Origin of the sequence: Bradyrhizobium sp. SZCCHNR1093, assembly GCF_032381175.1 — a bacterium.
GTDB lineage: Bacteria > Pseudomonadota > Alphaproteobacteria > Rhizobiales > Xanthobacteraceae > Bradyrhizobium.
This window is the reverse complement of record NZ_JAUHJJ010000001.1, coordinates 338,953-362,013: the sequence shown is the minus strand read 5'-3', so window position 1 is coordinate 362,013 and position 23,061 is coordinate 338,953. Positions and strand designations below refer to the sequence as shown.

Genomic DNA, 23,061 nt, shown 5'->3' with positions numbered 1-23,061 from the left:
TTTTTGGAGACAAATCTGACGAGGCGCCTCACCGCGACGTGAGGCGCCTCGTCGCACAATTGTCCGAAGCCGCCCGCCTTTCGGCTATCTTCGAGGACTAGCAGGCCCTCAATTGCATGTTCGTGGAAGCGAGGAGGCGCGTCTTGCGACTGTCGGTATTCGGCCTTGTCATGCTGTGCTGCGGCCAGCTCGCTCATGCGGACGAGAGCGCGCCGATCGAGCGCGGCGCCGCCATCCTCGAGCCGTTCGCGCTGCGTGAGCTCGACAACGGCGCGTTCGGCCTTGGGAAGATGCTTGCGCGCGCGAGCGATGCGCCGCTGACCGACGCGGCATTGTTTGCGCTGCCGTCGATGATTCCCGTGCGCAAGGCGCTCGACGCGGAGTTCGACCGCTATGTCGACAAGCACAAGACCACGCTGCCGAACGAGAGCATTGGCGTCGGCACGTCCTACGCGTTCCAGCTGTTCGACCGCACCATGCTCGATTCGTCCGATGCCCGCTTCGTGCTGGCCGGCGTCGTCAATCGCATGGATCGCGCCTTCGTCGATCCCGACCATTGCGGCGAGGTGCGGCTGCTGTACCGCCTGACGCGGACCACGCCGCCCGAGGCCAAAGATGGCGAGGTCGCCTCGCCGCGGCTGCCGATGACGCTCAACATCGTGCTCAAGGCGCGCAGCGATGCGGAGGCCAAGAGCAATTCGCCGAGCTGTGCCGAGATCGCCAAGCGCTGGCTGGCGATGTCCGATCTGCAACTGACCGGCCCGGAGCTTGCCGCGAAGCTGACGGCGCCGGACGGCCCGCTGGCGCTGATCAGGCCCGAGAACATCCACCGCATCGAGACCAACCTGCAGATCGCGCATGCGCCGAAATCGGCGATCCGCGATTTCCGCACCGACTACATGATGAAGGTGTTCGACTATCAGGCCGCGAGCGGGACGTTCGAGGAGGCGGTGCTGGAGGATCAGGTCGATCGCGACCGGCTGCTGGCGGATGCCGCTCTGGCGCGCGAGTTCAAGGCCTGGCTGCTCGACCCGGTCCATCTCGGCGAGCTCGACCGCGGCACCGCGGTGATCCCCGAGCAGTTCCTGGCCAAGGTTGCGGTGGCGCCGACCCCGGTCGGATTCGTCAATTCCGATCTGCTGCCGGCCTACGGGCTGGTGCAGGGGAGCGCGGCCGGGCAGGGCGCGGTGTTCACCGAGGCCGACGTGGTCGGTGCGCTGGAGAAGGCGGCCGCGCAGGGCATCGTGCTGCAGAACATCCGGTCGGTCGCGGGCTTCGAGCGCCGCCTCAACGATTCGAGCTGCGGCGGCTGCCATCAGACCCGCGGCATCGGCGGCTTTCACTTTCCCGGCGTCGACTGGATGGCGGAGAAGCCGTCCAACACCGTCGTGGTGCCGGGCTCGCCGCACTTCTTCGGCGACCAGGTCCGCCGGCGCGACATCCTCAACGCCTTTGCCGAGGGGCGGACTCCGGATTTCTCGCGCGGCTTCGCCAGCCGCCCGCAGCTGCGCGGCAGCGATGAGCTCGTCGGCACGGTCTACAACGACGGCTGGGGCGGGCATTGCTACGCGAGCCACGCCGCGGCCGCGGACAATGACAAGAGCTTCTCGACCTGGACCTGCGCCGCGAACCTGTCCTGTCAGACCGGCCCGGCGACGCGGTTCGGCATGTGCTTCATCGCGACCCGCTAGCTCAGGCCACCGCGCCGCGCGCGCGCAGGTCGCGGATGGTCTCGTCGTCGAAGCCGGCGCTGCGCAGGATCTCGTCGCTGTGCTGGCCTATGCCGGGCGGCTTGCGCGGGGTGACCTTGCGCTGGCCGTCGATGAAAATCGGGCTGTTGACGGTCAGCATGGTGTCGTTCTCGAACGGCACCAGCACCTCGTTCTCGATCATCTGCCTGTCGTTTGGAATGTCGTCGAGAATTCCGACCACCCCGAACACGAGCCCGCTGCCGTCGAGGACCCGGCGCCATTCGGCCAACGGTCTGGTCGCGAACACCACGTCGAATTCGTGGATCAGCTCGACCGAGCGGGCGTGGCGATCGGCCTTGGTGACGAAGCGCGGATCATCGATCAGCTCCTCTCGGCCGAGACAACGGGCGAGGATCGGCCACTGCTTCTCCTCATTGAGGAGCGACAGCATGATCCAGCGGCCGTCCTGGCACTTGTAATGATTGGCGACCGCGTTCAGCGCGCGTTCGCGTGGCCGCCGCTCGACGAAGGTCGCGCCGCAAAGCTTGGCCTGAGCAAGCACGGAGGCCGCCCAGACCCCGTTCGCCATCAGGTTGGAGGCGACATGGCAGCCCTTGCCGGTCTTCTCGCGCTGGTACAGCGCCGTGACGATCGCGCCATAGAACGCCATCGCGCAGGGGTGGTCGCCCATCCCGGCGACGGAGCGGGCGGGTGTCGTGCTCTCGTCGGCGCGGACCAGGTCCATCAGTCCGGAGCGCGCCCAATAGGCATTGCTGTCGAAGCCGGGTTTGTCGGCTTCCTCGCCCTTCTCGCCATACCCGGTGAACGACGCATAGATCAGCCGCGGATTGAGCGGCGCCAGCTTTTCGTGGGTGAGGCCGAGCTTGGCGCGGACCGACGGCGGGAAGTTGGTGATGAAGACATCGGCTTCACTCACCAGCCGCTGCAGCACGGCTTGAGCTTCGGATTTCGAAAGATCGAGCGCGAGGCTCCGCTTGTTGCGGGCTTCGAGATACCACGCGTAGTTATGCTCGCTGCGCGGATAGCCCGGCAGGTTCGGCAGGTTGCGGTAGGGATCGCCGGCGCCGGGCGGCTCGATCTTGATGACGTCAGCGCCGAAATCGGAAAGAACGGTGGCGGCTGCAGGGGCCGCGATGAAGCTCGCGCAGTCCAGCACCTTCAGGCCATGGAAAATGCCCTTGTCGTCCATGATGCGTCGCTCCCGTCGCTTGTTTCCGCGCGCTGGAATTCTGCTGACGGCGCGGTTCGAGGCGCATTTGACCCAGGTCGGGCGAGCGAGGCAATGGCGGGGAGGGAGCCGAAACTACAAACAAACGTAAAGATGTGATCAGGAGCGGGCACCGCTCCTGTCTATTTCGACGTGTCGACAATCATGCTGGCTTGGTGAGGGAAACGATCGCGCCGAAAAGCCGCGAGGCGGAATGGCGCGCCAATTGGTCCACTACACTTTCAGGTTCTCGGCCGAACTCCTGCCGCGGTTGGCGATCTCGTCGTACTCGATCGTCTGGCCCTCGTTGAGGGTCGTCAGCCCGGCCTTCTGCACTGCGGAGATGTGAACGAAAATGTCCTTGCCCCCGGCCGCGGGCTGGATGAAGCCATAGCCCTTGGTCGGGTTGAACCACTTGACCGTACCTTTAGCCATACGTCGCCTCCGCGGGACCAATCCGAGTACGAGCCGGCGGTCCCCGCAAACCGTCAGGCCCGGAATTCAAGACTACTGCGGTTGCGACAGGCGTGATAGCGCAAACCGCGGGCGGTTTTGGCCCGAAATGATCGATATCGTGGCGGCTTTGCGGCTTTTGACCGTAGCGCCACCGTTCCGCCAGTCACCGCGGACCCGCTGCAACCGTTCTCGGTATGACAGCGCAGGCTGCAAACAGGTTCAACGCAACGCGTCATGCCGCGGCCCCTTCGTCCGAGAGCATAGCGAGTTCGGCGGCATCCATGGCCGTCCTGACGCGCATCGGCTCGGCGCGGCCGCGAATCTCGACCTCGCGTTGCGGCAGCATGTCGGAGGCGAGTCGCGCCCGCGCGTAGACCTCGTCCGAGATGATCACCTGGCAGCCGAGGATCTTCGTCATGTCCTGCAGTCGTGATGCGACGTTGACGGCGTCGCCCAGCGCGGTGAACACCATGTGGTCGCGATAGCCGATCTCGCCGACGATCACCTCGCCGCCGTGAATGCCGATGCCGAAGCGGATCGGCTCATGCAGATCATGGCTGAGGAACGCGTTCAGCTCGGCGATGTTGGCCGCGATGTCACGCGCTGCCTGGATTGCCTGGCCGCAGGCGACATGTGAATCGGCGGCTAGTCCGAACAGCGCGAGCATACCGTCGCCGACGAACTGATTGGGCTGCCCGCCATTCGCCAGCACGGCCTGGGAGACGGCGCTGAGGAAGCGGTTGACGATGAACACCACGTCGAACGGCAGCCGTTTCTCAGCGAGGCCGGTCGATCCGCGCATGTCGACGAACAGGCTGACGAGGTAGCGCTCCTGCCCGATTCCGGCACGCGAGCTGCCGCGCTCGCCGGGTGTCGGGTTCGGCATGAACAGTTGAAAGAATGAGAGATCGTCAGTGGGGCGCAACTGACAGGCCAGCCTGACCGACGGGTCCGCCGCGCCGATCTGCGCGAGCACGAAGGCCTCGCGAGGCGAGGGGGGCGGCAGCGCGCCGGGATCTCCGATCACCCTGATGCGGCAGGTCGAGCAGCGCGCGCGGCCGCCGCACATGCTGGCATGCGGTACGTTGTTGCGCAGACTGGCCTCGAGCACGGACAAACCCTTTGGCACCCGGATGGAGCGGCCATTGTTGTAGGACAGCGTGACCATGCCGCCACGTCGCTCATGGACTGCTCGCACGCCGCGCGCGGCGAGCGCCAAGCCGATCAGGCCGCCATAGCCGACCAGAAAGCCGTTCATGATGGTCTCCAGCACCGCCTGTTCAGATGGCGTGCCGGTCTGCTTCAATGAAAGATTTTCGGCACGCCACTGCGGTGTTGCGTTGGCGGCGATGACGTCTCGACCTCCACGGTAGAAGCCGAGCAGCGCCAGCGCCGGGAGCAGCACGGCGCAGGCGAGCAGCCACGGCGCCGCGCGCTTGTAGAACGGCTTGAGCCGCAGCCAGAAGTGCAGCCCGATGCAGCCATGCGCCCATGACGTCAGCAGGGCTGCCGACATCAACCAGATCCGCCAGGACGGGCCGGTCCAATACGAGTACAAAACCTGCGGGTACAGCTTCTCCTGTCCGTACAGGGTCTGTCCGATGCGGACGCCGGCGATGTGGCTGAAGATCAGCGCCGGAATGCTCAGGCCGAGCAGCAGTTGCAGCGGCTCCATCGTGCTGCGGCTGAATTGCCGGCGCTGATAAAGCGCCCACACGCCGAGCCCGCCATGGGTAAGAGCGGCCGCATAGAACAGCACGGCGATCGGAAGAAACTGCCAGAACGCCACATGATAGGACACGCCCTCGGCGAGCGCCTGCAGCGAGATGTTGCCGAGCGCATGGTTGAGAAAATGACTGAGCAGGTAGCTGAAGAGTATGAAGCCGCAGATCAGCCGCACCTGCCGCACACCGATGCCGCGACAGGCGGACTGCAAACGATGGTAAATCGAAATGGTCATGTGGTCCGTATGATCTGGAGCGGCAATGCTAGAGATTTATTCCCTGTTGTCCTAGAGGGCTGGTGACGGCGGTCATCCGGCGGCGCGAGCTGTGCGCGGGAACGTTGACTCGCCCGGCGGAGTCGGGGAAAAGCACCGTGTGACGGCCATTTCCCCAGGCATCGACAGCCCAGAGTCTCGGTCCATGCGCGCTGCGTGGCTGATGGCTGCGGCCGTGATCGCGAGCATGACGATCATCCGCATCGTCTATGCCGGGACGCTCGATCTGCGCACCGACGAGGCCTATTACTGGACCTGGTCGAAGGAGCTGCAGCTCTGCTTCCTCGATCATCCGCCCATGATCGCCTGGTTCATCCGGCTGGGCACTGCCCTGTTCGGCGATACCAATCTCGGTGTTCGCTTTGCCGGCATCCTCGCGATGGGGGTGACGCAGCTCCTGCTCGCCGACATCGTTCGCCGTACCACTCACGATATGCGGGCCGTGATCCTCGCGGTGCTGCTGCCCGAGGCGGCGCTCTACTATGGCCTGCTGATGGCCAAGGTGGCGCCGGATGTCGCGGCGATCCCGTTTGCACTCGCGATGATCTGGGCGCTGGTGCGCCTCGCCGAGAGCGACGATGGCCGCTGGTGGCTCGCGGCCGGCCTGTTCGGTGGACTGGCGCTGTTGTCCAAATTCACGGTGGTCATGCTGCTGCCGGGCGTGGCGGCGTTCCTGCTCGTTCCGGCCTGGCGCAGCCGTTGGCTTGCCAGCCCCTATCCCTGGTGCGCGGCGCTGATCGCGCTTGCCGTGTTCTCGCCGGTGCTGATCTGGAACGTTCAGCACGACTGGGCCTCGTTCCGCTTCCAGTTCGTTCGCGCCACGGCGCCGCATGATTTTTCGTTGCGGACGCTGGGCGATTACATCGGACTGCAATTCGGACAGGTCGGCTTCGTCCTGCTGCCGGTCACGCTGTCGGCGCTGACGCTCACGGCCTGGCGCGGCTGTCGCACGCGTGAGCCGGTCGCGATTCTGCTGTCGACGGCGGTGCTGGTGCCGTTCCTCTACTTCCTCTGGAAGTCGCTCACTTTGCGGATCGGTGACACCTGGCCGATGTTCATGTGGCCGATCGGGTTTGCGGCGGTCGCGATCAACATCGTCAAGCTGACGCAGGATGGCGCATCCGCCTGGTTCGTCCGATCGACCGTGCGCTGGGCGCGCATCGCCGTCGTCAGCGGCATTGCCATGGTGGTCCTGATCTTCCTCTACTACGTCGCAGCGCCCTGGAATTTCCTCGGACGAGCCGATCCGATCGGCGCCGAGGCGGGCTATCAGCAGGTTGCGGCGCGCGTTGAGCAGGAACTGGCAAACACCGGCGCCACCTGGATCGCAACCTCCGACTACCGCACCTACGCAATGATGCGGTGGTTCTTCAGAGGCCGCGTGCCGGTGGTCCAGATCAACGAGCGTGCCCGCTTCATCGGCTTCCGTGATCCCGGCATGGACCTGATCGCAGGACATGCCGGCCTCTATGTCGTGCGCGAGCCGGACAATGCCGGCCCGCTGCTGGCGGACACGACCGCGCACCGCGAGCCGCTCGGACATGTCGAGCGGAGCTGGCGCGGCCACGTCATGGACACTTACGCGTTCGGCAAGCTGACGGGCTGGACGCCGGAGCTGGCGCCGCCACCGGACTCGCCATTGTACCCATGGCGCTGGCTCGCCGGTGACCCCGATCACACGCCGCGGGCCTGAGCTTCATGCCTGGTCCTCCTGCTTGCGCAGGAGATCCTTGGCGAGATCCGCCAGCGCCGGCCGCGGCAGCGCGGCGAACGGCATCGGCCGCGTCACGTCGATGGCCGCGAGGCCGAGCCGCGCCGTGAGCAGTCCGTTGAGCACGCCTTCGCCGAGCCGCTGCGACAGTTTGGCCGCGATGCCATGCCCCAGCACCTGCTGGATCAGGCTGTCGCTCGCGGCCATGCCGCCGGTGATGGCGAGATGCGCGACGACGTGGCGCAACAGGCTGATCATGCCGAGCGCGCCGGGACGGCCGCCATAGAGCCGCGCCAGCTGACGGATCATCCGCAAGCTTGCCACGAAGACGAACAGCACGTCGATCAGCGCGCGCGGGCTCACGGCCGTGACCACGGAAACCCGTTGCGCCGCGACCGACACCAGCCGCCGTGCCTCGATGTCGAGCGGCGCCATCAGCTCGCGCTCGGCGAGCTTGATCATGTCACCGCCGTCGATGATGTCGTCGGCGTGGCCGGCAAGCGCGGCACGCGGACGCGCCAGCCGGGGATTGGCATGTGCGATCCGCAGCAGCTCGGTGACCACCTCGCGGCTCTCGGCGCGATCGTCGGACAGCAGCACCGCGGCCGCGCGCTGATGCAGCTTCTCGATGGTGGCGAGACGCACCAGCCCGTAGGTTTCGCGGGCAGTGACGGCCGCCAACGCGATCGCGGCTGCGGCCGCGAACCCCGCGCCGACATAGCCGAGGGCTTCGCTGCGGGCGAACAGATCCTCGATCAGTCTGACGACGCCGAGGCCGAGGCCGAGCAGGACGAGGCCGGCGACCGAGCCCCAAAAAAGCGCGCCCCAGCCAAAGCCGCGCCGCGCCGGCAGTATGGTCTCGACCTGCACCGGCAGTTGCGCCGGATCGGCCTCCGGCGTGATCTGGATGGTGCCGCGGCCCGGCCGGGTGGCCTCCTCGGCATCGACCACGACGACGTCGGGATCGTCGAGCCGGAAGGTCTGGGGACGACGTGGCTTGGCGCGTTCGCTCATTGCAGCCGGTCTCCGATCAGGAACTGAAGGGCGCGGTCCATGCGGATATGGGGCAAAGCGGGCTCGGCGCCAGCATCTGGGGTCAGCAAAGGCGGGCGGAACCGAAGGAAGCGGAAATCGGTCCCGTCGGCGGCGGCGCTCGACAGGCCGCGATAGGCGCCGCCCTTGAACAGCTCCTCGGCGTCGGCCGGCAGCTCGCCCGGAAAAGTGGCGACCTCGGTGTTGCCGTCGAAGATCTCGCCATTGGCGCTTTCGCCGGCCGCCGGCGTGCCGAGCAGCGAGGGGAGCTTGTCGCGGCCGCGGGCGACCAGCGCCTCGCGCGTCGCCCTGACCGCGGCCAGCGCCACGACGTCGATCGCAGCGCCCGTGCTCTCGGCGCGCGAGACGGCATGGTTGACGGCACGCCGCAGCACCGCTTCGAGCCGGTCGTGGCTGGTGTGATGCAGATGGTCGGCCTTGGTGGCCGCGAACAGGATGCGATCGATGCGCGGCCGGAACAGCGCCGTCAGCATGTTTCCGCGCCCGACGCGGAAGCAATCGAGAATGCCGGTCAGCGCGGCCTCGAGATCATGCAGCGCCTCGGGGCCGGCATTGAACGCCGCCAGCGCGTCGACCAGCACGATCTGGCGGTCGAGCCGGGCGAAGTGGTCGCGGAAGAACGGCCTCACCACGATGTCCTTGTAGGACTCGTAGCGCCGCGCCATCATCGCCCACAGCGATCCGCTCGGCGCCTGGCCTTCGGCCGGCACGTCGAGCGGCGCGAAGGTGAGCGCCGGCGAGCTCGCGAGATTGCCCGGCATCAGGAAGCGGCCGGGCGGCAGCAGGCTCATGGCGAAGCGCTCGTCGCGGCAGGCACGCAGATATTCGGTGAACAGCCGCGCCGCCTCCAGGGTCGCCGGCTCGTCCTCCAGGCCTTCGGGGGCGAGCGTCGCCAGATGCGCGTGCCAGTCCTTGGCGACATGCGCGCGCGGCTCGCTGCGCGACAGCGCGAGGCTTTCTTGCGCCCACTGCTCATAGCTCTTGTTCAGCAGCGGCAGGTCGAGCAGCCATTCGCCGGGATAGTCGACGATGTCGAGCGTGAGCGTCCGCTCGGCGCCGTTGGCGCGCTGGAATTCGATCACCAGCCTGAGCTCGCTGATGTCGACGGTCGAACTCGGCCAGCGCCGCTCGGCGACCAGCGCCCGCAAATGACTCTCATAGGCAAAGCGCGGCACGCCGTCGTCGGGTTGCGGCGTCAGATAGGCGCGGGCGATGCGGCCCGATGCCAAGGCCTCGAACACCGGCATGCGCCCGCCGCGAACGAGGTCATGGATCAGCGCGGTGATGAACACGGTCTTGCCGGCCCGTGACAGCCCGGTGACGCCGAGGCGGATGGTCGGGTTGAGGAAGCTCTCGCCATAATCGAGCAGGGCACGGGCCGAGAGCCGCGCTTCCTCGACGAGTTCGGAAAAGGTCACCATGGGAGGAGGGGGAATTCGCAGTTGAAAAGGGCGTGAGCGATTTTTGACAGGTGGCGATGCAAAACGCCGGATTCAAGCTCACAATTCCGGCCCGTTTCCGGATAGAACCAGACTTTGAACGGAACGTTGACCACTGGAAACCATAATCCTTCCGACACAATTGTCCCGGAAAACCGGCACCAGGTTCTGACATGACCGTATTTCAACTGAAGCAGTTCGCCTCGACCTCCGTCCATGCCGCCACCGGCGCAATGCGCTGGAACTACGACAGGGTCGAGATGATCGCGGACGGCGTCGTCCACGTCGTCGGCATCGCCGCCGGGCTGGTCGCCGCAACCGTGCTCGTCGTGCTGACCTCGATCTATGCCAGCGCCGTCGACATCGTGGTGGTGTCGATCTACGTCGCGGGACTGCTCTCGATGCTGACGCTGTCGGCAACCTATAATCTGTGGCCGGTGTCGCCGACCAAATGGGTGCTGCGCCGCTTCGACCACTCCGCCATCTACGTGCTGATCGCAGCCACCTATACGCCGTTCATCGCCGCCCTGAAGGATACGGTATTCTCGGCCGCGCTGCTGCTCGGTGTCTGGGGCGTCGCCATCTTCGGCATCGTGCTGAAGCTGCGTTGGCCCGGGCGCTTCGATGCGCTCTCGATCGGCCTGTATCTCGCGCTCGGCTGGAGCGGCGTGATGATGTACGACCGGGTGATCTCGGTGATGCCGGCCTCGGTCCTGGCCTGCGTGCTCACCGGCGGCATCCTCTACAGCCTCGGCGTCATCTTCCACTCGTGGCGGCGCTTGCGCTTCCAGAACGCGATCTGGCATGGTTTCGTGTTGCTGGGCGCCGGCTTTCACTATACCGCGGTGCTCGATCTGGTCTTGACCTAGAAAATTCCACGAGGAGGGCTTTGCATGCAGGTGACCGGCAAGATTGTTGTGGTCACCGGCGGAGCCCGCGGCATCGGCAAGGCGCTGTGCGAGGCCTTTGCGAAGGCCGGTGCCGCCAAGGTGATCGTGGCCGATCTCGACGAAGCCGGAGCCAAGGCCGTCGCTGATGGCATCGGCGGCGCAGCCTTCAGATGCGACGTCTCCCAGGAAGCCGACATCCGGCACGTGATCGAGGAGACCGAGCGGCAGTTCGGACCCATTGCGCTGTTCTGCTCCAATGCCGGCATCGGCGGCGGCTTCGACCCGTTGTCGGTGAATGCCGGCGGCACCTCCGACGAGCCGTGGGCGCGCAGTTGGGCCATCCACGTGATGGCTCATGTCTATGCGGCGCGGCATCTGATCCCGCGCTACAAGGCGCGCGGCGGCGGCTATTTCCTCAACACGATCTCGGCGGCCGGCCTGTTGTCGCAGGTTGGCAGCGCGCCTTACTCCACCACCAAGCATGCCGCGGTGGGATTTGCCGAGAACCTCGCGATCTCGCACAAGGCTGACAACATCAAGGTCTCGATCCTGTGTCCGCAGGGCGTCGACACCGACATGCTGCGCGCGATCCCGAAGGGCCCGCAATCCGGCGACGGCGATCTGACGCCGGAGCAGGTCGCGCAGGACGTGCTGAAGGGCCTTGCCGAGGAGAGCTTCCTGATCCTGCCGCATCCGCAGGTGCTCGGCTACATGCGCAAGAAGACCGAGAACTACGACCGCTGGCTCGGCGGCATGGCCAAGATCCAGGCGAAGATGCGCGAGGAATTTAAGTAGGTCCAAGGGGAGAGGGCGCATTCACTTGCACCGCGCATAAGCTTGCGAATTTTAAGCGTGTAGGGTGGGCAAAGGCGCGCGGGCGATACTGTGTGCATCATGCCGCGCTCCCTCGCGCGCCGTGCCCACCATTTGCTCCGCGTGCGGAGATCGACGGTGGGCACGCGACCGCCCTGCGGGCGGCTGCTTTGCCCACCCTACGGCAGTGTCGCTCAGGCTCGCCCGATTCACATCTCAAACAGCTTCTGACACGACCTTACGGCCTCGCGGCGGATCACGCCCGAGTGGTTCGGTCGACACGACCCTCCAACACATGGGAGGGCGCAGGGAATGCCGGGTGAAGGCCTCACCCATGGCCCGCCTGCAGCAAAAAATGCAGGCGGCAGGTACCACAGGTGCAGCCGATCACCGGCATTCCCTGCGCGATGGTCTTCACGCTTATACGCAGTCTCCCTGGTGCGCCGGGCTGTTGGCCACCATTGTCCGCGCGGCGCATCAGCGCCATCGCGAACGTAACACCAGCATCGGGGTGTCAGGACGCTGCGACTTCACGTCCGCGGCCACGCCGTTCGTCCGCGTAGCAAGCTACGCTGCGGCATGGCCACGGCCATCGCATCCCGCCTCGCGTGTCGTGACGATCGCGCGCAACGCCCCTCCGTGGTGAGGCGGGATGCGCGGAAAGATCGTCCTGATTTGCCCGACGACGCAAGGCCGCATGCTGCGGCATTTCAACACGACGGGCAGTTTCGTCATGGTGCGTATGCGCAATCTGCCCGTCGGGCGCGCTCATGGCTCCGACGGCTGCATGTCCTGCTCTGCCGCGCGCCAGGCTTCGAGCGCGCGGGCGTACAGCAACAGGCCCTCGCACACCGTGCGCTGCTCGGCTTTCGACAGCGACGACAGGGCGCCGCGAACCTGTTGGCGGCCGAAGGCGTGCAACGTGCCGAGCGTCTTCCGTCCCTTCGCGGTGAGGCAGAGCGGCTTGATGCGGGCGTCGCCGGAATCGATTGTCTCCTGCAACTCGCCGCTGTCGATCAGCTTGCGGACCATGCGGCTGATGCTGGATTTCTCGAGATGCAGGATCGTGCCGAGCTGCATCGCGGTCAGCGGGCCGCGCAGGCCGATCTCCAGGATGGTGTGGACCGCCGACGGCGGAAGGTCGGTGGCGGCCAGCGTCGATTCCATGAAGCCGAGCTCGCGCACCATCAGGCGCGAGGCGGCGCGGATGTCGTCGACGAGCGTGAGATCGGGATCCGGCATCTTGACTCCTGCCATATAGTTGTATCATACAACAAATAGCCGATGCAACGTGGCATCGACGACGCCATATCGCCGGAGGGTCGGAGATGGGTGATACGCAGCTCACGGCCGAGGCACGCTTGACCGCGGCGTCGCGCATGCAGGGGCAGGTCTGCCTCGTCACCGGGGGCGGCTCCGGCATCGGCCGCGCCGCCGCCTTGAAGCTCGCCGCCGACGGCGCGGAGGCGGTCGTCGTCGCCGGGCGGCGCGAGGCCGAGCTGGCCGATACGGCGGCACGATGCCGGGCGCTCGGGGCCGAGGCCCTCGCGGTGAAAGCCGACGTCACGCGCGAGGACGATGTGGCGAGCCTGGTACAGGCAGTGCTGGAGCGCTACGGCCGGTTGGATGCGGCCTTCAACAATGCCGGTGTCCAGGAGCGCCGAGCGCCGATCGAGCAGCAGGGCAACGGCGTCTATGCGGACGTGTTCGACGCCAATGTGCGCTCGGTTTTTCTGTGCCTGCGCGCGCAGTTGCCGATCATGTATGCGCGCGGCCGGGGACGCATCGTGATCAACGCCTCCGTCAGCGGCGTGCGCAATCCGAATGCGGGGCTTGCGCTCTATTCGGCCTCGAAAGCGGCCGTCATTTCGCTGACGCGATCGGCCGCGATGGAGGCGGCACCGCGCGGCGTCCGGATCAACGCGATTGCGCCCGGACGTGTCGTCACCGACATGATGCTGCGCGCCGGTGTCGGCGACGTCGCGACCGTCGCCGCCGGCCTGCCGCTGCGCCGGATGGGGCAGCCTGAGGACATCGCCGAGGCCGTGCTGTGGTTGTTGTCGGACGCGTCGTCCTACGTCGTCGGCCACGTTCTGGCGGCCGATGGCGGCTTCTTGGCTTCCTGAACGGCGGCAACGGCGCAAGACCCGCGATCGCCGAAGCCGGTCTCGGGCGAATGATCGTCGAAACGACATCATGCCGAAGTCCGAATTTCGCCGACTTTGGCGAAGCCCGCGCAACGATTGTCCTCGTTTCAACTAATTAGTGCTGTCTGCGAACGCGGAGATGCCGCGGCGCCGCTTCGCGGCGGTTCATTGCGAACACCTCTCAATCTCGCCTGAAATCGTCCCAGCTCGGCAAAACTTCCGCCGACGTTTGCCGGCTATCTGCAAGGCAAGGGGAGCTCGTCGCGAGCATGCGCTGCGTAGTCGTTGCGGCGGCGCCCCGACCTGACGTCGTCGCGTGATATTGGCATACTCTCCGGCATTGCTTTGCAGGCTCATTCACGACAAAAGACCGGCGCGTTCGCGGTGCGGACCAAGCGGCTCATGGTGACGCGATCCCACCGCGGGGTCACGCTCGCGCTCGTCGAGGTGCTGCTCTTGACCGTGATGGTGGTGGATGCCGCGTCCGGACAGCAGACCATCAAGGCCAAGCCGACGGACGTCGTCCCGGGACGCGCCGATCGGCTGTTCTTCCGTCACGTGACGGCGCGCAGCATCTACTACAACGTTCCGCGGATCACCAACGACAGCCGGACGCTGATGATGCGCCAGGACCCGCGTGGCGTGAGCGCATTGTTGCGTCCGGTGCGGGAGGCCGGCGCGCCGTCGCTGGCCGCGCCGGGCAGGCCCGGCGCGTCGGTCGGCAGCTTCGGATTCTCCGCGTTTCAGCCCGCCCGTGGTGCGCGCGTGGCCACGGCCGAGCCGGCGCGAGACGCTCAACGCGCCGCGCCGCAACCGGCCGCACGGCAGATCGCGGCAAAGCCCGCGGCAGCCGCCGGGGCGCCGCCGGCCAAGCCGGACGAGACCGTGGCAGCCGCCCAGCCCGCGGCCGTGCTGCGCAACCGCGACGTTCTTCCGGATCGCAATCTGAACACGGTGAAGCCGCAGCCGGTGACCGCCGATGCGAAGCCCTACGATCCGACGGGGATGACGGTCGGGTCGTTCCTGGTGAAGCCGGCCGTCGAGATCCTGGCCGGCTATGACACCAATCCCACCCGGCGCAACGGCGGGCAGGGCTCACCGGTCGCGATCGTGGCGACGGAGGTCGCGGTCCGCTCGCAATGGGAGCGGCATCAGCTCAACGCCGATTTCCGCGGCGCCTATACCGAGGACACCAACGTCCGCTCCATCAGCCATCCGACCTTCGAGGCGCGCGCGCAAGGGCGCTACGACGTCACCGAGGGCACGGCCGTCACCGGCGAGGCGCGTTTCGTCAACGACGCCTTGACGCTTCCGGGCGCGCTCAAGCTGCCGCGGGCCACCAGCTTCGGCGGCAGCGCCGGCGTGCTGCAGAAGATCGGTCCCGCCGAGATCGCGTTCAAGGGATCGGCCGACCGGGTCGTCTTCAACGATGCTGTCATCACGGCCAACGTGCCGCTGCGGACGCAGGACCGCAACTACACCCAGCCGGGCGCGCAGGTCCGCGTCACCTATGTGCTGACGCCGAACATCTCGCCGTTCGTCGACATGAGCTTCGATCGGCGCAACCACGATCTGCAGGTCGACTTCAACGGCCAGCGCCGCGATTCCAGCGGCATCACCGCGCGTGGCGGCGCCGTCGTCAACATGGGATCGCTGACCGGCGAAGCCTCGGTCGGCTATCTCACGCGCCGCATGGACTCGCCGCTGATGCCTAACGTCAGCGGCGTGATCGCGGATGCGACGCTCGCATGGGCCGCGACCGACACCACGACCTTCGTGCTGGTGGCGCGCTCGCAGGCCTCGGAGACGCCGGCGATGAACGTCTCGGGCATCCTGTCCCGCGACGTGATCCTGCAGATGGATCATCAGTTCGAGCCGTGGCTGATCGGAACGCTGCGCGGCGGCTACGGCCAGGATCAGTTCGTCGGCATCGGCCGCGTCGACCAGCGCATGTTCGTCGCCGCCGGCGGCACCTACAAGATGAACCGCAACGTTCAGTTGAAGAGCGAGGTCCGCACCGAATGGACCCGCTCCAACATCGCGCTCAACAATTTCATGGCGGTGGTCGGCGTCGTCGGCGTGCGTGTCCAGTACTGAGCGTGTGATGGGGGCCGTTTGGCTGACCGTCGTCGCCAACATCACCGCCGACCCGCAGGGCTATTGCAGATGGCCTTCCCATGGCGGCGCCCTCCGGGCCTCATGGTTCTCAGGGCGATGCAGAGCATCGCCTGAACGCGCCGAAGAGCGGCGCTCCTTACCATGAGGTCTGGCTCCGATACCGGCGCTCGAAGGATGGCCGCGACATGATCGCTCGGTCGCGCACAAAAAAAGCCCCGCAGGGGGGCGGGGCTCAAGGCATGGCATGCCGGGCGGTGGGGGGGGACCGGGGCGCGTCTCACGCGGCGGGGTGAGGTCAGGTCGCCGACGCGTGCGCCGTCCCCGATCGGTTCGGCATGTGGCTGGTGATGGTCTTGTTGTTATGAGCGGGTCCGCGCTGCCGGTCGGCGACGCGGACCGCAATCGCGTTACTGCTCGAGCGCGGCCAGCGCAGCGTTGCCGATCTGCTGCGCCTCGGCCCAGGCGGCCTGGGTCGCCTGCTGAGCGGCGGTGTAGCCGGCCTGGATCTGCTGTTGAGCCGCCGCGCGCAGCGCCCCCTCCTGCTGCTCGCCGGTTTCGCGCGCCTGGGTCAGGGCCTGGTTGTCGGCGTTCAGCGTCGCATTGGCCTGGTTGAAGGCGTTGGCGGTGGTCTGCGCCTTGGCCTGGGCCGCCGCCAGCGCGGCCTGGTTGGCCGCATTGTTGGCACGCTCGAGGACCTCGGCGGCCTCCTGCGCATCCTGCTTGGCCTGCTGTGCCGCCTGACGCGCCTGCTCCAGGGCCTGCCGGTCGGCATTCACCTTCTGCTCGGCCGCTTCCACCGTCGCATCGATCGTGCCGATCTTCTGGTTCAGCGCGGCCTCGACCGTCTTCTGGTTCTGGGTCGCAGCCGCCTGCGCGGCCTGGGTCTTCTGCTGGGCGACCGCGCGGGCCTGCTCGCCGGTCTTCAACGCCGCCTGCAGCGCGGCCTGCTCGGCGGCTTCCTGGGCCGCCTGGTTCTGCTGGTTGTTGTTATTGTTGTTGTTGCCGCCGTTGCCGGCCGCCGCTCCGCCATTGTTGGCGTTGCCACCATTGTTGGCGTTTCCGGCGGCTTGGCCGGCCTGCTGGGCCGCCTTCGCGGCGGCCTCGGCGGTCTCGCGCGCCGTGTCCTTGGCGGCGTTGGCGGCTTCCTTGGCCTCGTTGGAGACGTCGATGTCCTTGTCGAGCTTCTGGAAGGCCGCCTGCAGCGCGGCCGAGGCGGCCGTCAGCTTCGCGGCATTCGCCGTCGCCGCCGCCTGGTTGGCCGCGGTTGGGTTCTTCTCGGCCTGCTCCTGGGCCTCGATCGCGGCGCCTCGTGCGTTCTGCTCGGCCTGACGCGCGACATCGATCGCCTTGCGGTCGGCGGCGACCTGCGCCTCGGCGGTGGCGGCGGTCTGCGCGGCGGCCGCGGCCGCCGCGTTGGCCTTGGCGACGGCATCGGTGCTGCTCGACGCCGCGGCCGCCGCCTTGGCCGGGGTTGCTGCGGCTGCAGGCGTGGCGGTGGCCTTTGCGAGGGCGACAGTGGTGGTTGCCGTCGCTGCGGCAGCCGCGGCCGGCTTGGCAGCGCTCGTGCTCGTGCCCGTGGTGGTCGCGGTTGCAGTCTTGGCCGTGCCAGTCGTCGTCGTTGCCGCGGTGGCGGCCGCGGCGGGCTTGGCTGTGCTGGCCGCCGTAGTGGTGGCCGCGACGGGCTTGGCCGCGGTGCTGGCCGTTGCAACCGTGGCGGTCGGGGTTGCGGCGGCGGTCTTGGCTGCCGTGCTCGCTGCGGTGGCGGCTGCCGTTGCAGCCGCCTTGGCGGCGGCGCTGGTCGCGGCCTTTGCGGCGGCGTTGGCGGCGGCCTTTGAAGCGGCGTCGGCTGCGGCCTTGGCGGCGGCGTTGGTTGCAGCCTTTGCAGCGGCGTTAGCTGCCGCCTTTGCAGCGGCATCGCTCGCCGCCTTCGCCGCAGCCTTGGCAGCTGCGTCCTGCGCCGCCTTGGCGGCGGCAGCGGCTGCGGCCTTCGCCGCCGCATCCTGCGCCGCCTTCGCGGCGGCGTTGGTGGTGGCCGAAGTGGCAAGGGCGGTGGTCATGGCCTGCGCATGGGCCCGATGCGGCAGCGCCGTCATCGTCAGGGCGGTCATCAGGGCCAGCACGCTGACATGGCAATAGAGATCGGTCCTCGACGCCGCGGTTTGAAGGTTCTTCTTGTCCGCCATCAGCTCAACTCCCTTGGTACGCTGGATTGGATGATGGAACCTTTTGAAAATGATTTTGGCTTGCAGCATGGTCGGACCTTGCAAGCAGCAAGGCGTCTGCCTGCAAGCTGACGGCAGGATTTCGCGATGTTTGCGGCGAGCCGGCCGCGACGAGATGGCGCAGGGGAACAGAAAGCTTCTGAAACAAGCGGTTGCCGTCGGTACGCCGGTCGCACGGTTGCGGCGGGCCGATGAGCATTTCGCGGCGAGCCATGCTGCCGCCATTGAAGATGCGACGCATTGTCGCATATGTCATGATTGACAAGTCGTCCGCTGTGCGAACGGCGGATCAGCCTTTTTGCGCGTAGAGCAGCGGGACCGCGGCGTCGACCATCACCTCGACGAGGCTCGTGCCGGCATGTGCGAGGGCTCGCGTCAGCGCACTGGCGAGCTCGGCGGCATGGCTCACGCGCACTGCATCGCAGCCCATGCCTTCCGCGAGCTTGACGAAATCGAGGCCGGGCAGCTCGAGCCCGGGCACGTTGCGCACCTGCATGACCTGGCTGAACGAGCGCATCGCGCCATAGCCGGAATTGTTGATGACGACGACCGTCAGCGGCAGCCTGCGCTGCGTGGCGGTCCACAGCGCCTGCAGCGAATACATCGCCGAGCCGTCGCCGATCAGGCACACCGTGCGGCCCGCGGTGCGCCCCAGCGCCAAGCCGACCGCCGCCGGCAGGCTGTAGCCGAGTCCGCCGCTCGCCATCGTGTAGAACGAATCCGCGCCGGGCATCGGCATGTACTTGTGCATCAGCGGCCGATGCGAGGGGATCTCCTCGACCACGGCGCTGCCCGCCGGAAGCGCCTGCGCCAGCGTATGCAGGAGATAGTCGACCGGGATCGGATCGGCCGGCTTCGGCGCGGCCGGCAGCACGCGGCCCTTCGGCGCCGCGCGCCTGGTCTCCGGCAGCAACTCCAGCAACAGCTCCAGCGCCGGCCGCATGGTGGCAATGATGCTGGTGCCGATCGGCGGCACGGCGGCGCCTTCGGCATCGTCGGTGACCTGATAGAGCGTGGTGGCGCCGTCGAAGATCGCGGCATGGCCCTCGACATGGAAGGTGAACACCGGGGCGCCGAACACGACGACGAGGTCGTGCGGCTTCAGGGCGTCGGACAATTGTCCGGGCGAGGCGTGCAGAAAGCCCTGGAATTGCGGATGGCGCTCGGGAAACGAGCAGCGCGCCGAGAACGGGCTGACCCAGACCGCGGCGTTGGCCTTCTCGGCGACCTCGACCATCAGTTCGACGCAGCCGGCGCGGTCGATGCCGGGGCCGACCACGAGCGCGGGATTCTTCGCGGCGGCGAGCGCGCCCGCCAGTTCGTCCATCGCGGCGCGATCGGGGCCGAGCTCACGGCTGACCTTGCGCGCGGCAACGGGCTGCGCCGGATGCATCCAGTCGTCGATCGGGATCGAGACGAAGGTCGGCCCGCAGGGCGGCTGCATCGCGGTGTAGTAGGCGCGGGCGATCGCGCCCGGCACGTCCTCGGGCCGCGCCGGCTCGACGCTGTATTTGACGTAGGGGCGCGGGAATTCGGACGGACGCTCGGCATAGAGGAACGCCTGTAGAGGCAGGATCGCGCGCGCCTGCTGGCCGGCGGTGATCACCAGCGGCGTCTGGTTGCGATGCGCGGTGTAGATGTTGCCGAGCGCGTTGCCGACGCCGGCCGCCGAATGCAGATTGACGAAGCCGGCATTGCGCGTCGCCTGGGCATAGCCGTCGGCCATGCCGACCACCGAGGCCTCCTGCAGGCCGAGCACGTAGTCGATGTCGTCGGGCCAGTCGCTGAGGAAGGGCAGCTCGGTCGAGCCGGGATTGCCGAAGACTTTTTTGATGCCGAACGCGCGCAGCAGTTCGAACGTGGCCTGCTTGACGGTGACGGGTTTGGTTGTTGTTCTTGTGGTTTTTGGCACGGCGTTTCCTCGAATGACCGTCATTGCGAGGAGCGAAGCGACGAAGCAATCCAGAGTCGCGGGTGGAACTCTGGATTGCGTCGCTTCGCTCGCATTGACGAGACCGACTTCACCAATTCGCCGTGCCCTTCATCGTCGGCTGGCGCTCGGCGTTGGCGGTCCACAGCTCCAGGCCGCCATCCTTGTCATTCGCATTCACCGAGAACGCGCTGCCCTCGAACAAAGGCTGCACGCCGCGATAGGCGAACTTGGCCGGCGGCTTGCCCTTGAGGCTGGCGGCGAACTCGACCAGCAGCGCGGCCTGCAAAGGTCCGTGGAAGATCAGTCCGGGATAGCCCTCGACCTTGGTGACGTAGTCGCGGTCGTAATGGATGCGATGGCCGTTGAAGGTCAGGGCGGAATAGCGAAACAGCAGCACGGCATCGGAGACACGCGTCTCGCTGTGCTGCGCGACCGGTGGAGGCGGCGGCGCTTTTGCCGGCGCAGCCTGCGCCCCGCCCATGTCGCGATAGACGATGTCCTGGCGCTCGCGGATCGCGACACCGCGCGGCGTGGTCACGACGTGCTCGACGGCGACGAAGCAGAGCTGGCCGGTCGAACCGCTCTTCAGGGTGACGTCTGAGATCGTCGAGACGCGGGTGGCGACATCGCCGACGCGCAAGGGATCGATGAACTGCACCTCGCCGCCCGCCCACATGCGGCGCGGCAAGGGTACCGGCGGCAGGAAGCCGCCGCGGGTGGGATGGCCGTCGGGGCCGAGCTGATCGTGCGGAAACACGGGCTGGCCCAGGCACCAATGCACCGTGTAGGGCGCGATGTCGCCGGTTGTCGGCTCGCCGATGTCCTGGAACAGCGTCGCGCGCAGGCCCTTGGTGAGCTGCGCGGTGACGATGTCGGTCGCCTCGGCGCTGCGGCCGACCCATTGCCGGAGATGGTCGAGATCGAGCGTGTCCGTCATGATCATCCCTTGCGCTGATGGGGCGAAGCGGCCTCGCCGATCGCGGGCACGGCGCCGTAATGCCTGTCCTCGCCGACCACGATCGCCGCCGGCGCGGGATAGCTGACGACGCCGTTCGGCGTGTCCACCTCGATGCGCCGCAGATGCGGATGGACCGCGAGATCCGCCATGCTGTTGACCTCGGCGAAGGCGATGTCGGCCGCGGCGAGCTTGGCCAGCAGCGCGTCGCGCGACAATGCCGCGAAGCGCTCGGCGACGATGCCGTCGGTCAGCGCACGATTGCGCACGCGTTCGACCATGTTGGCGAAGCGCGGGTCGTCGGGCAGGGCCGGCTGGTCCAGCACCTTGGCGCACAGCGTCTTCCACTCGCGCTCGCTCTGGATCGAGATCAGGATGTCCTTGCCGTCCTTCGAGGTGAACACGCCGTAGGGCGCGATCGAGGGATGGGCGAGGCCGATGCGCTTTGGCGCATGGCCGGCTTCCGCGTTGAGCAGGGGCACCGTGAGCCAGTCGGCCATCACGTCGAACATCGAGATCCTGATATCGGCGCCTTCGCCGGTGCGGCTGCGCCTGATCAGCGCCTCGAGGATCGCGGCATGGGCCGTCGCGCCGGTCGCGACATCGACGATCGACATGCCGACGCGCGAGGGGCCATCCGGCCCGCCGGTGATCGAGGCCAGTCCGCTCTCGGCCTGGATCAGCAGGTCATAAGCCTTGCGGTCGGCATAGGGACCGGAGTCGCCGTAGCCGGTGATGGTGCAGCAGATCAGCTTCGGATAGTCCTGGCGCAGCCGCTCGCGGGCGAAGCCCATTTTGTCCATCGAGCCGGGCTTGAGGTTCTGCAAGAGAACGTCGGCGCCGGCGATCAGCTTCTCCAGCTCGGCGCGACCTTCCGGTTTTGAAAGGTCGACGATGACGGAGTCCTTGCCGCGGTTGAGCCAGACGAAGTAGCTGCTCTGGCCCTTGGCGGCGGCGTCGTAGCCTCGGGCGAAATCGCCCTCGGGCCGCTCGATCTTGATCACGTGAGCGCCGGCATCGGCGAGACGCGACGAGCAGAACGGCGCGGCCACCGCCTGCTCGACGGCGACGACAATGATCCCTTCAAGCGGCAGCATGGCAGGACCTCAATACGACCTGGGCATGCCGAGCACGTGCTCGGCGACGTAGGACAGGATGAGGTTGGTCGAGATCGGCGCCACCTGATACAGCCGCGTCTCGCGGAACTTGCGCTCGACGTCGTACTCCTCGGCGAAGCCGAAGCCGCCATGGGTCTGGATGCAGGCATTGGCCGCCTCGAACGACGCGTCGGCGGCGAGCATCTTGGCCATATTGGCCTCGGCGCCGCAGTCGAGCCCGGCCTCGTATTTGCGCGTGGCTTCCTTGACCATCAGCTCGGCGGCCCGCATCGACGCATAGGCCTTGGCGATCGGGAACTGGATGCCCTGGTTCTGGCCGATCGGCCGGCCGAACACGACGCGCTCCTTGGCATAGGTGGTGGCTTTCGCGATGAACCATTTGGCATCGCCGACGCATTCGGCCGCGATCAGGATGCGCTCGGCGTTCATGCCGGAGAGGATGTAGCGGAAGCCCTTGCCTTCCTCGCCGATCAGGTTCTCCGCCGGCACGCGCATGTCGGTGAAGAAGACTTCCGTCGTGGCGTGGTTCATCATGGTCCGGATCGGGCGGATGGTGAGCCCGGCCTTCTTGGCCTCGCGCATGTCGACGATGAAGACGGAGAGACCGTCGGTGCGCTTCTGCGCCTGGTCCTTCGGCGTGGTGCGCGCCAAGAGGATCATCAGGTCGGAATATTCGGCGCGGCTGGTCCAGATCTTCTGGCCGTTGACGACGTAGCTGTCGCCGTCGCGCCTGGCGAAGGTCTTCAGCGACGATGTGTCGGTGCCCGAGGTCGGCTCGGTCACGCCGAACGCCTGCAGCCGCAATTCGCCGCTTGCGACTTTTGGCAGCCACTTGGCCTTCTGCTCGGCATTGCCATGACGCAGCACCGTGCCCATCGTGTACATCTGGGCATGACAGCCGCCGCCATTGCAGCCGGCGCGCTGGATCTCTTCGAGGATCGCTGCCGCAGCCGACAGCTTCAGGCCGGCGCCGCCATATTCCTCGGGGATCAGCACGGAGAGATAGCCAGCCTGTGTCAGCGCATCCACGAAGGCGGACGGGTAGGCCATCTCGCGATCGAGCTTGCGCCAATACTCACCGGGGAACTGGGCGCAGAGCTTTGCCACCGCGTCGCGGATGTCGGCATAATCGTCGTGCGGATGGTGTTCGGTCATGCGCTGCTCCGCGGACCGCTGTCGCGCGGCCCCGCGGTCTCCCTATGCTTGTTCGTCATAGCCTATGACGAAGCATGCCAGCCTTGGCAAGCAGGGAATGACCACGCCGCGCGCGTCCGGCCCCGCCCCAGCG

18 protein-coding genes are annotated in these 23,061 nt (G+C 67.1%); 6 read left to right on the top strand and 12 right to left on the bottom strand.

The window, feature by feature from the left end; genetic code table 11:
* The first annotated feature begins 116 nt into the window (after positions 1 to 116).
* Positions 117 to 1,691, top strand: a complete 1,575-nt coding sequence (locus QX070_RS01805; protein WP_409998859.1) for a hypothetical protein — start codon at positions 117 to 119, stop codon at positions 1,689 to 1,691.
* Between the two features lies 1 nt (position 1,692).
* Here QX070_RS01805 and QX070_RS01800 read toward each other — a convergent pair whose 3' ends face one another.
* From QX070_RS01800 to QX070_RS01790, 3 genes are all read right to left on the bottom strand, one after another.
* Entirely contained in the window at positions 1,693 to 2,901 is a 1,209-nt protein-coding gene (locus tag QX070_RS01800; RefSeq protein WP_315734282.1) for a CoA transferase, read from the bottom strand.
* A 252-nt stretch (positions 2,902 to 3,153) separates the two neighbouring features.
* The gene (locus QX070_RS01795; RefSeq protein WP_315734280.1) at positions 3,154 to 3,354 is read right to left on the bottom strand and encodes a cold-shock protein; all 201 of its coding nucleotides are present in this window, start codon (positions 3,352 to 3,354) and stop codon (positions 3,154 to 3,156) included.
* A 253-nt stretch (positions 3,355 to 3,607) separates the two neighbouring features.
* Positions 3,608 to 5,335 (bottom strand): adenylate/guanylate cyclase domain-containing protein, encoded by a 1,728-nt coding sequence (locus tag QX070_RS01790; protein WP_315734278.1) that lies wholly within the window; start codon positions 5,333 to 5,335, stop codon positions 3,608 to 3,610.
* A 184-nt stretch (positions 5,336 to 5,519) separates the two neighbouring features.
* On the opposite strand from QX070_RS01790, the gene QX070_RS01785 reads away from it, so the two are divergent.
* Positions 5,520 to 7,067, top strand: a complete 1,548-nt coding sequence (locus QX070_RS01785) for a glycosyltransferase family 39 protein (RefSeq protein ID WP_315734276.1) — start codon at positions 5,520 to 5,522, stop codon at positions 7,065 to 7,067.
* A 3-nt stretch (positions 7,068 to 7,070) separates the two neighbouring features.
* Here the strand turns inward: QX070_RS01785 and QX070_RS01780 are convergent, their stop codons facing one another.
* Both QX070_RS01780 and QX070_RS01775 read right to left on the bottom strand, forming a co-directional pair.
* Positions 7,071 to 8,099, bottom strand: coding sequence for a TIGR01620 family protein (locus QX070_RS01780; RefSeq protein WP_315734274.1), 1,029 nt, complete (start codon positions 8,097 to 8,099; stop codon positions 7,071 to 7,073).
* A complete protein-coding gene (locus QX070_RS01775) occupies positions 8,096 to 9,559 on the bottom strand; it encodes a YcjX family protein (RefSeq protein ID WP_315734272.1) in 1,464 nt (487 codons plus the stop codon). The genes QX070_RS01780 and QX070_RS01775 overlap by 4 nt, the downstream gene beginning before the upstream one ends.
* Positions 9,560 to 9,750: 191 nt before the next feature.
* Here QX070_RS01775 and trhA point away from each other — a divergent pair, with 191 nt between their 5' ends.
* A complete protein-coding gene (gene trhA, locus QX070_RS01770; protein ID WP_315734270.1) occupies positions 9,751 to 10,446 on the top strand; it encodes a PAQR family membrane homeostasis protein TrhA in 696 nt (231 codons plus the stop codon).
* Between the two features lie 24 nt (positions 10,447 to 10,470).
* The gene (locus QX070_RS01765; RefSeq protein WP_315734269.1) at positions 10,471 to 11,262 is read left to right on the top strand and encodes an SDR family oxidoreductase; all 792 of its coding nucleotides are present in this window, start codon (positions 10,471 to 10,473) and stop codon (positions 11,260 to 11,262) included.
* 786 nt (positions 11,263 to 12,048) lie between these two features.
* Here QX070_RS01765 and QX070_RS01760 read toward each other — a convergent pair.
* Positions 12,049 to 12,522, bottom strand: coding sequence for a MarR family winged helix-turn-helix transcriptional regulator (locus QX070_RS01760; RefSeq protein ID WP_315734268.1), 474 nt, complete (start codon positions 12,520 to 12,522; stop codon positions 12,049 to 12,051).
* Positions 12,523 to 12,608: 86 nt separating this feature from the next.
* Here QX070_RS01760 and QX070_RS01755 point away from each other — a divergent pair, with 86 nt between their 5' ends.
* On the top strand, positions 12,609 to 13,406 hold the full coding sequence (locus tag QX070_RS01755) for an SDR family NAD(P)-dependent oxidoreductase (RefSeq protein WP_315734267.1): 798 nt from the start codon (positions 12,609 to 12,611) through the stop codon (positions 13,404 to 13,406).
* A 423-nt stretch (positions 13,407 to 13,829) separates the two neighbouring features.
* The gene (locus QX070_RS01750) at positions 13,830 to 15,524 is read left to right on the top strand and encodes an outer membrane beta-barrel protein (protein ID WP_315734265.1); all 1,695 of its coding nucleotides are present in this window, start codon (positions 13,830 to 13,832) and stop codon (positions 15,522 to 15,524) included.
* Positions 15,525 to 15,952: 428 nt separating this feature from the next.
* Here the strand turns inward: QX070_RS01750 and QX070_RS01745 are convergent, their stop codons facing one another.
* The 6 genes from QX070_RS01745 to QX070_RS01720 all read right to left on the bottom strand — a co-directional run bounded on the left by QX070_RS01745 (position 15,953) and on the right by QX070_RS01720 (position 22,928).
* Positions 15,953 to 17,728: a hypothetical protein gene (locus QX070_RS01745; protein WP_315734263.1), complete on the bottom strand. Its 1,776-nt coding sequence runs from the start codon at positions 17,726 to 17,728 to the stop codon at positions 15,953 to 15,955.
* Between the two features lie 4 nt (positions 17,729 to 17,732).
* On the bottom strand, positions 17,733 to 18,023 hold the full coding sequence (locus QX070_RS01740) for a hypothetical protein (RefSeq protein WP_315734261.1): 291 nt from the start codon (positions 18,021 to 18,023) through the stop codon (positions 17,733 to 17,735).
* A gap of 33 nt (positions 18,024 to 18,056) precedes the next feature.
* Positions 18,057 to 19,703, bottom strand: coding sequence for a benzoylformate decarboxylase (mdlC, locus tag QX070_RS01735; protein ID WP_409999148.1), 1,647 nt, complete (start codon positions 19,701 to 19,703; stop codon positions 18,057 to 18,059).
* A gap of 85 nt (positions 19,704 to 19,788) precedes the next feature.
* A complete protein-coding gene (locus QX070_RS01730; RefSeq protein ID WP_315734257.1) occupies positions 19,789 to 20,637 on the bottom strand; it encodes a MaoC family dehydratase N-terminal domain-containing protein in 849 nt (282 codons plus the stop codon).
* 2 nt (positions 20,638 to 20,639) lie between these two features.
* Positions 20,640 to 21,752 (bottom strand): CaiB/BaiF CoA-transferase family protein, encoded by a 1,113-nt coding sequence (locus QX070_RS01725; RefSeq protein ID WP_315734255.1) that lies wholly within the window; start codon positions 21,750 to 21,752, stop codon positions 20,640 to 20,642.
* Positions 21,753 to 21,761: 9 nt separating this feature from the next.
* Positions 21,762 to 22,928, bottom strand: coding sequence for an acyl-CoA dehydrogenase family protein (locus tag QX070_RS01720; protein WP_315734253.1), 1,167 nt, complete (start codon positions 22,926 to 22,928; stop codon positions 21,762 to 21,764).
* Positions 22,929 to 23,061: the final 133 nt, after the last annotated feature.

What these genes read in the sequence shown, in the direction of transcription:
- QX070_RS01805 (WP_409998859.1), top strand. Translation starts at nt 117, where the DNA reads ATGTTCGTGGAAGCGAGGAGGCGCGTCTTGCGACTGTCGGTATTCGGC.
- QX070_RS01800 (WP_315734282.1), bottom strand. Translation starts at nt 2,901, where the DNA reads ATGGACGACAAGGGCATTTTCCATGGCCTGAAGGTGCTGGACTGCGCG.
- QX070_RS01795 (WP_315734280.1), bottom strand. Translation starts at nt 3,354, where the DNA reads ATGGCTAAAGGTACGGTCAAGTGGTTCAACCCGACCAAGGGCTATGGC.
- QX070_RS01790 (WP_315734278.1), bottom strand. Translation starts at nt 5,335, where the DNA reads ATGACCATTTCGATTTACCATCGTTTGCAGTCCGCCTGTCGCGGCATC.
- QX070_RS01785 (WP_315734276.1), top strand. Translation starts at nt 5,520, where the DNA reads ATGCGCGCTGCGTGGCTGATGGCTGCGGCCGTGATCGCGAGCATGACG.
- QX070_RS01780 (WP_315734274.1), bottom strand. Translation starts at nt 8,099, where the DNA reads ATGAGCGAACGCGCCAAGCCACGTCGTCCCCAGACCTTCCGGCTCGAC.
- QX070_RS01775 (WP_315734272.1), bottom strand. Translation starts at nt 9,559, where the DNA reads ATGGTGACCTTTTCCGAACTCGTCGAGGAAGCGCGGCTCTCGGCCCGT.
- trhA (WP_315734270.1), top strand. Translation starts at nt 9,751, where the DNA reads ATGACCGTATTTCAACTGAAGCAGTTCGCCTCGACCTCCGTCCATGCC.
- QX070_RS01765 (WP_315734269.1), top strand. Translation starts at nt 10,471, where the DNA reads ATGCAGGTGACCGGCAAGATTGTTGTGGTCACCGGCGGAGCCCGCGGC.
- QX070_RS01760 (WP_315734268.1), bottom strand. Translation starts at nt 12,522, where the DNA reads ATGCCGGATCCCGATCTCACGCTCGTCGACGACATCCGCGCCGCCTCG.
- QX070_RS01755 (WP_315734267.1), top strand. Translation starts at nt 12,609, where the DNA reads ATGGGTGATACGCAGCTCACGGCCGAGGCACGCTTGACCGCGGCGTCG.
- QX070_RS01750 (WP_315734265.1), top strand. Translation starts at nt 13,830, where the DNA reads ATGGTGACGCGATCCCACCGCGGGGTCACGCTCGCGCTCGTCGAGGTG.
- QX070_RS01745 (WP_315734263.1), bottom strand. Translation starts at nt 17,728, where the DNA reads ATGGCGGACAAGAAGAACCTTCAAACCGCGGCGTCGAGGACCGATCTC.
- QX070_RS01740 (WP_315734261.1), bottom strand. Translation starts at nt 18,023, where the DNA reads ATGACATATGCGACAATGCGTCGCATCTTCAATGGCGGCAGCATGGCT.
- mdlC (WP_409999148.1), bottom strand. Translation starts at nt 19,703, where the DNA reads ATGACGGTCATTCGAGGAAACGCCGTGCCAAAAACCACAAGAACAACA.
- QX070_RS01730 (WP_315734257.1), bottom strand. Translation starts at nt 20,637, where the DNA reads ATGACGGACACGCTCGATCTCGACCATCTCCGGCAATGGGTCGGCCGC.
- QX070_RS01725 (WP_315734255.1), bottom strand. Translation starts at nt 21,752, where the DNA reads ATGCTGCCGCTTGAAGGGATCATTGTCGTCGCCGTCGAGCAGGCGGTG.
- QX070_RS01720 (WP_315734253.1), bottom strand. Translation starts at nt 22,928, where the DNA reads ATGACCGAACACCATCCGCACGACGATTATGCCGACATCCGCGACGCG.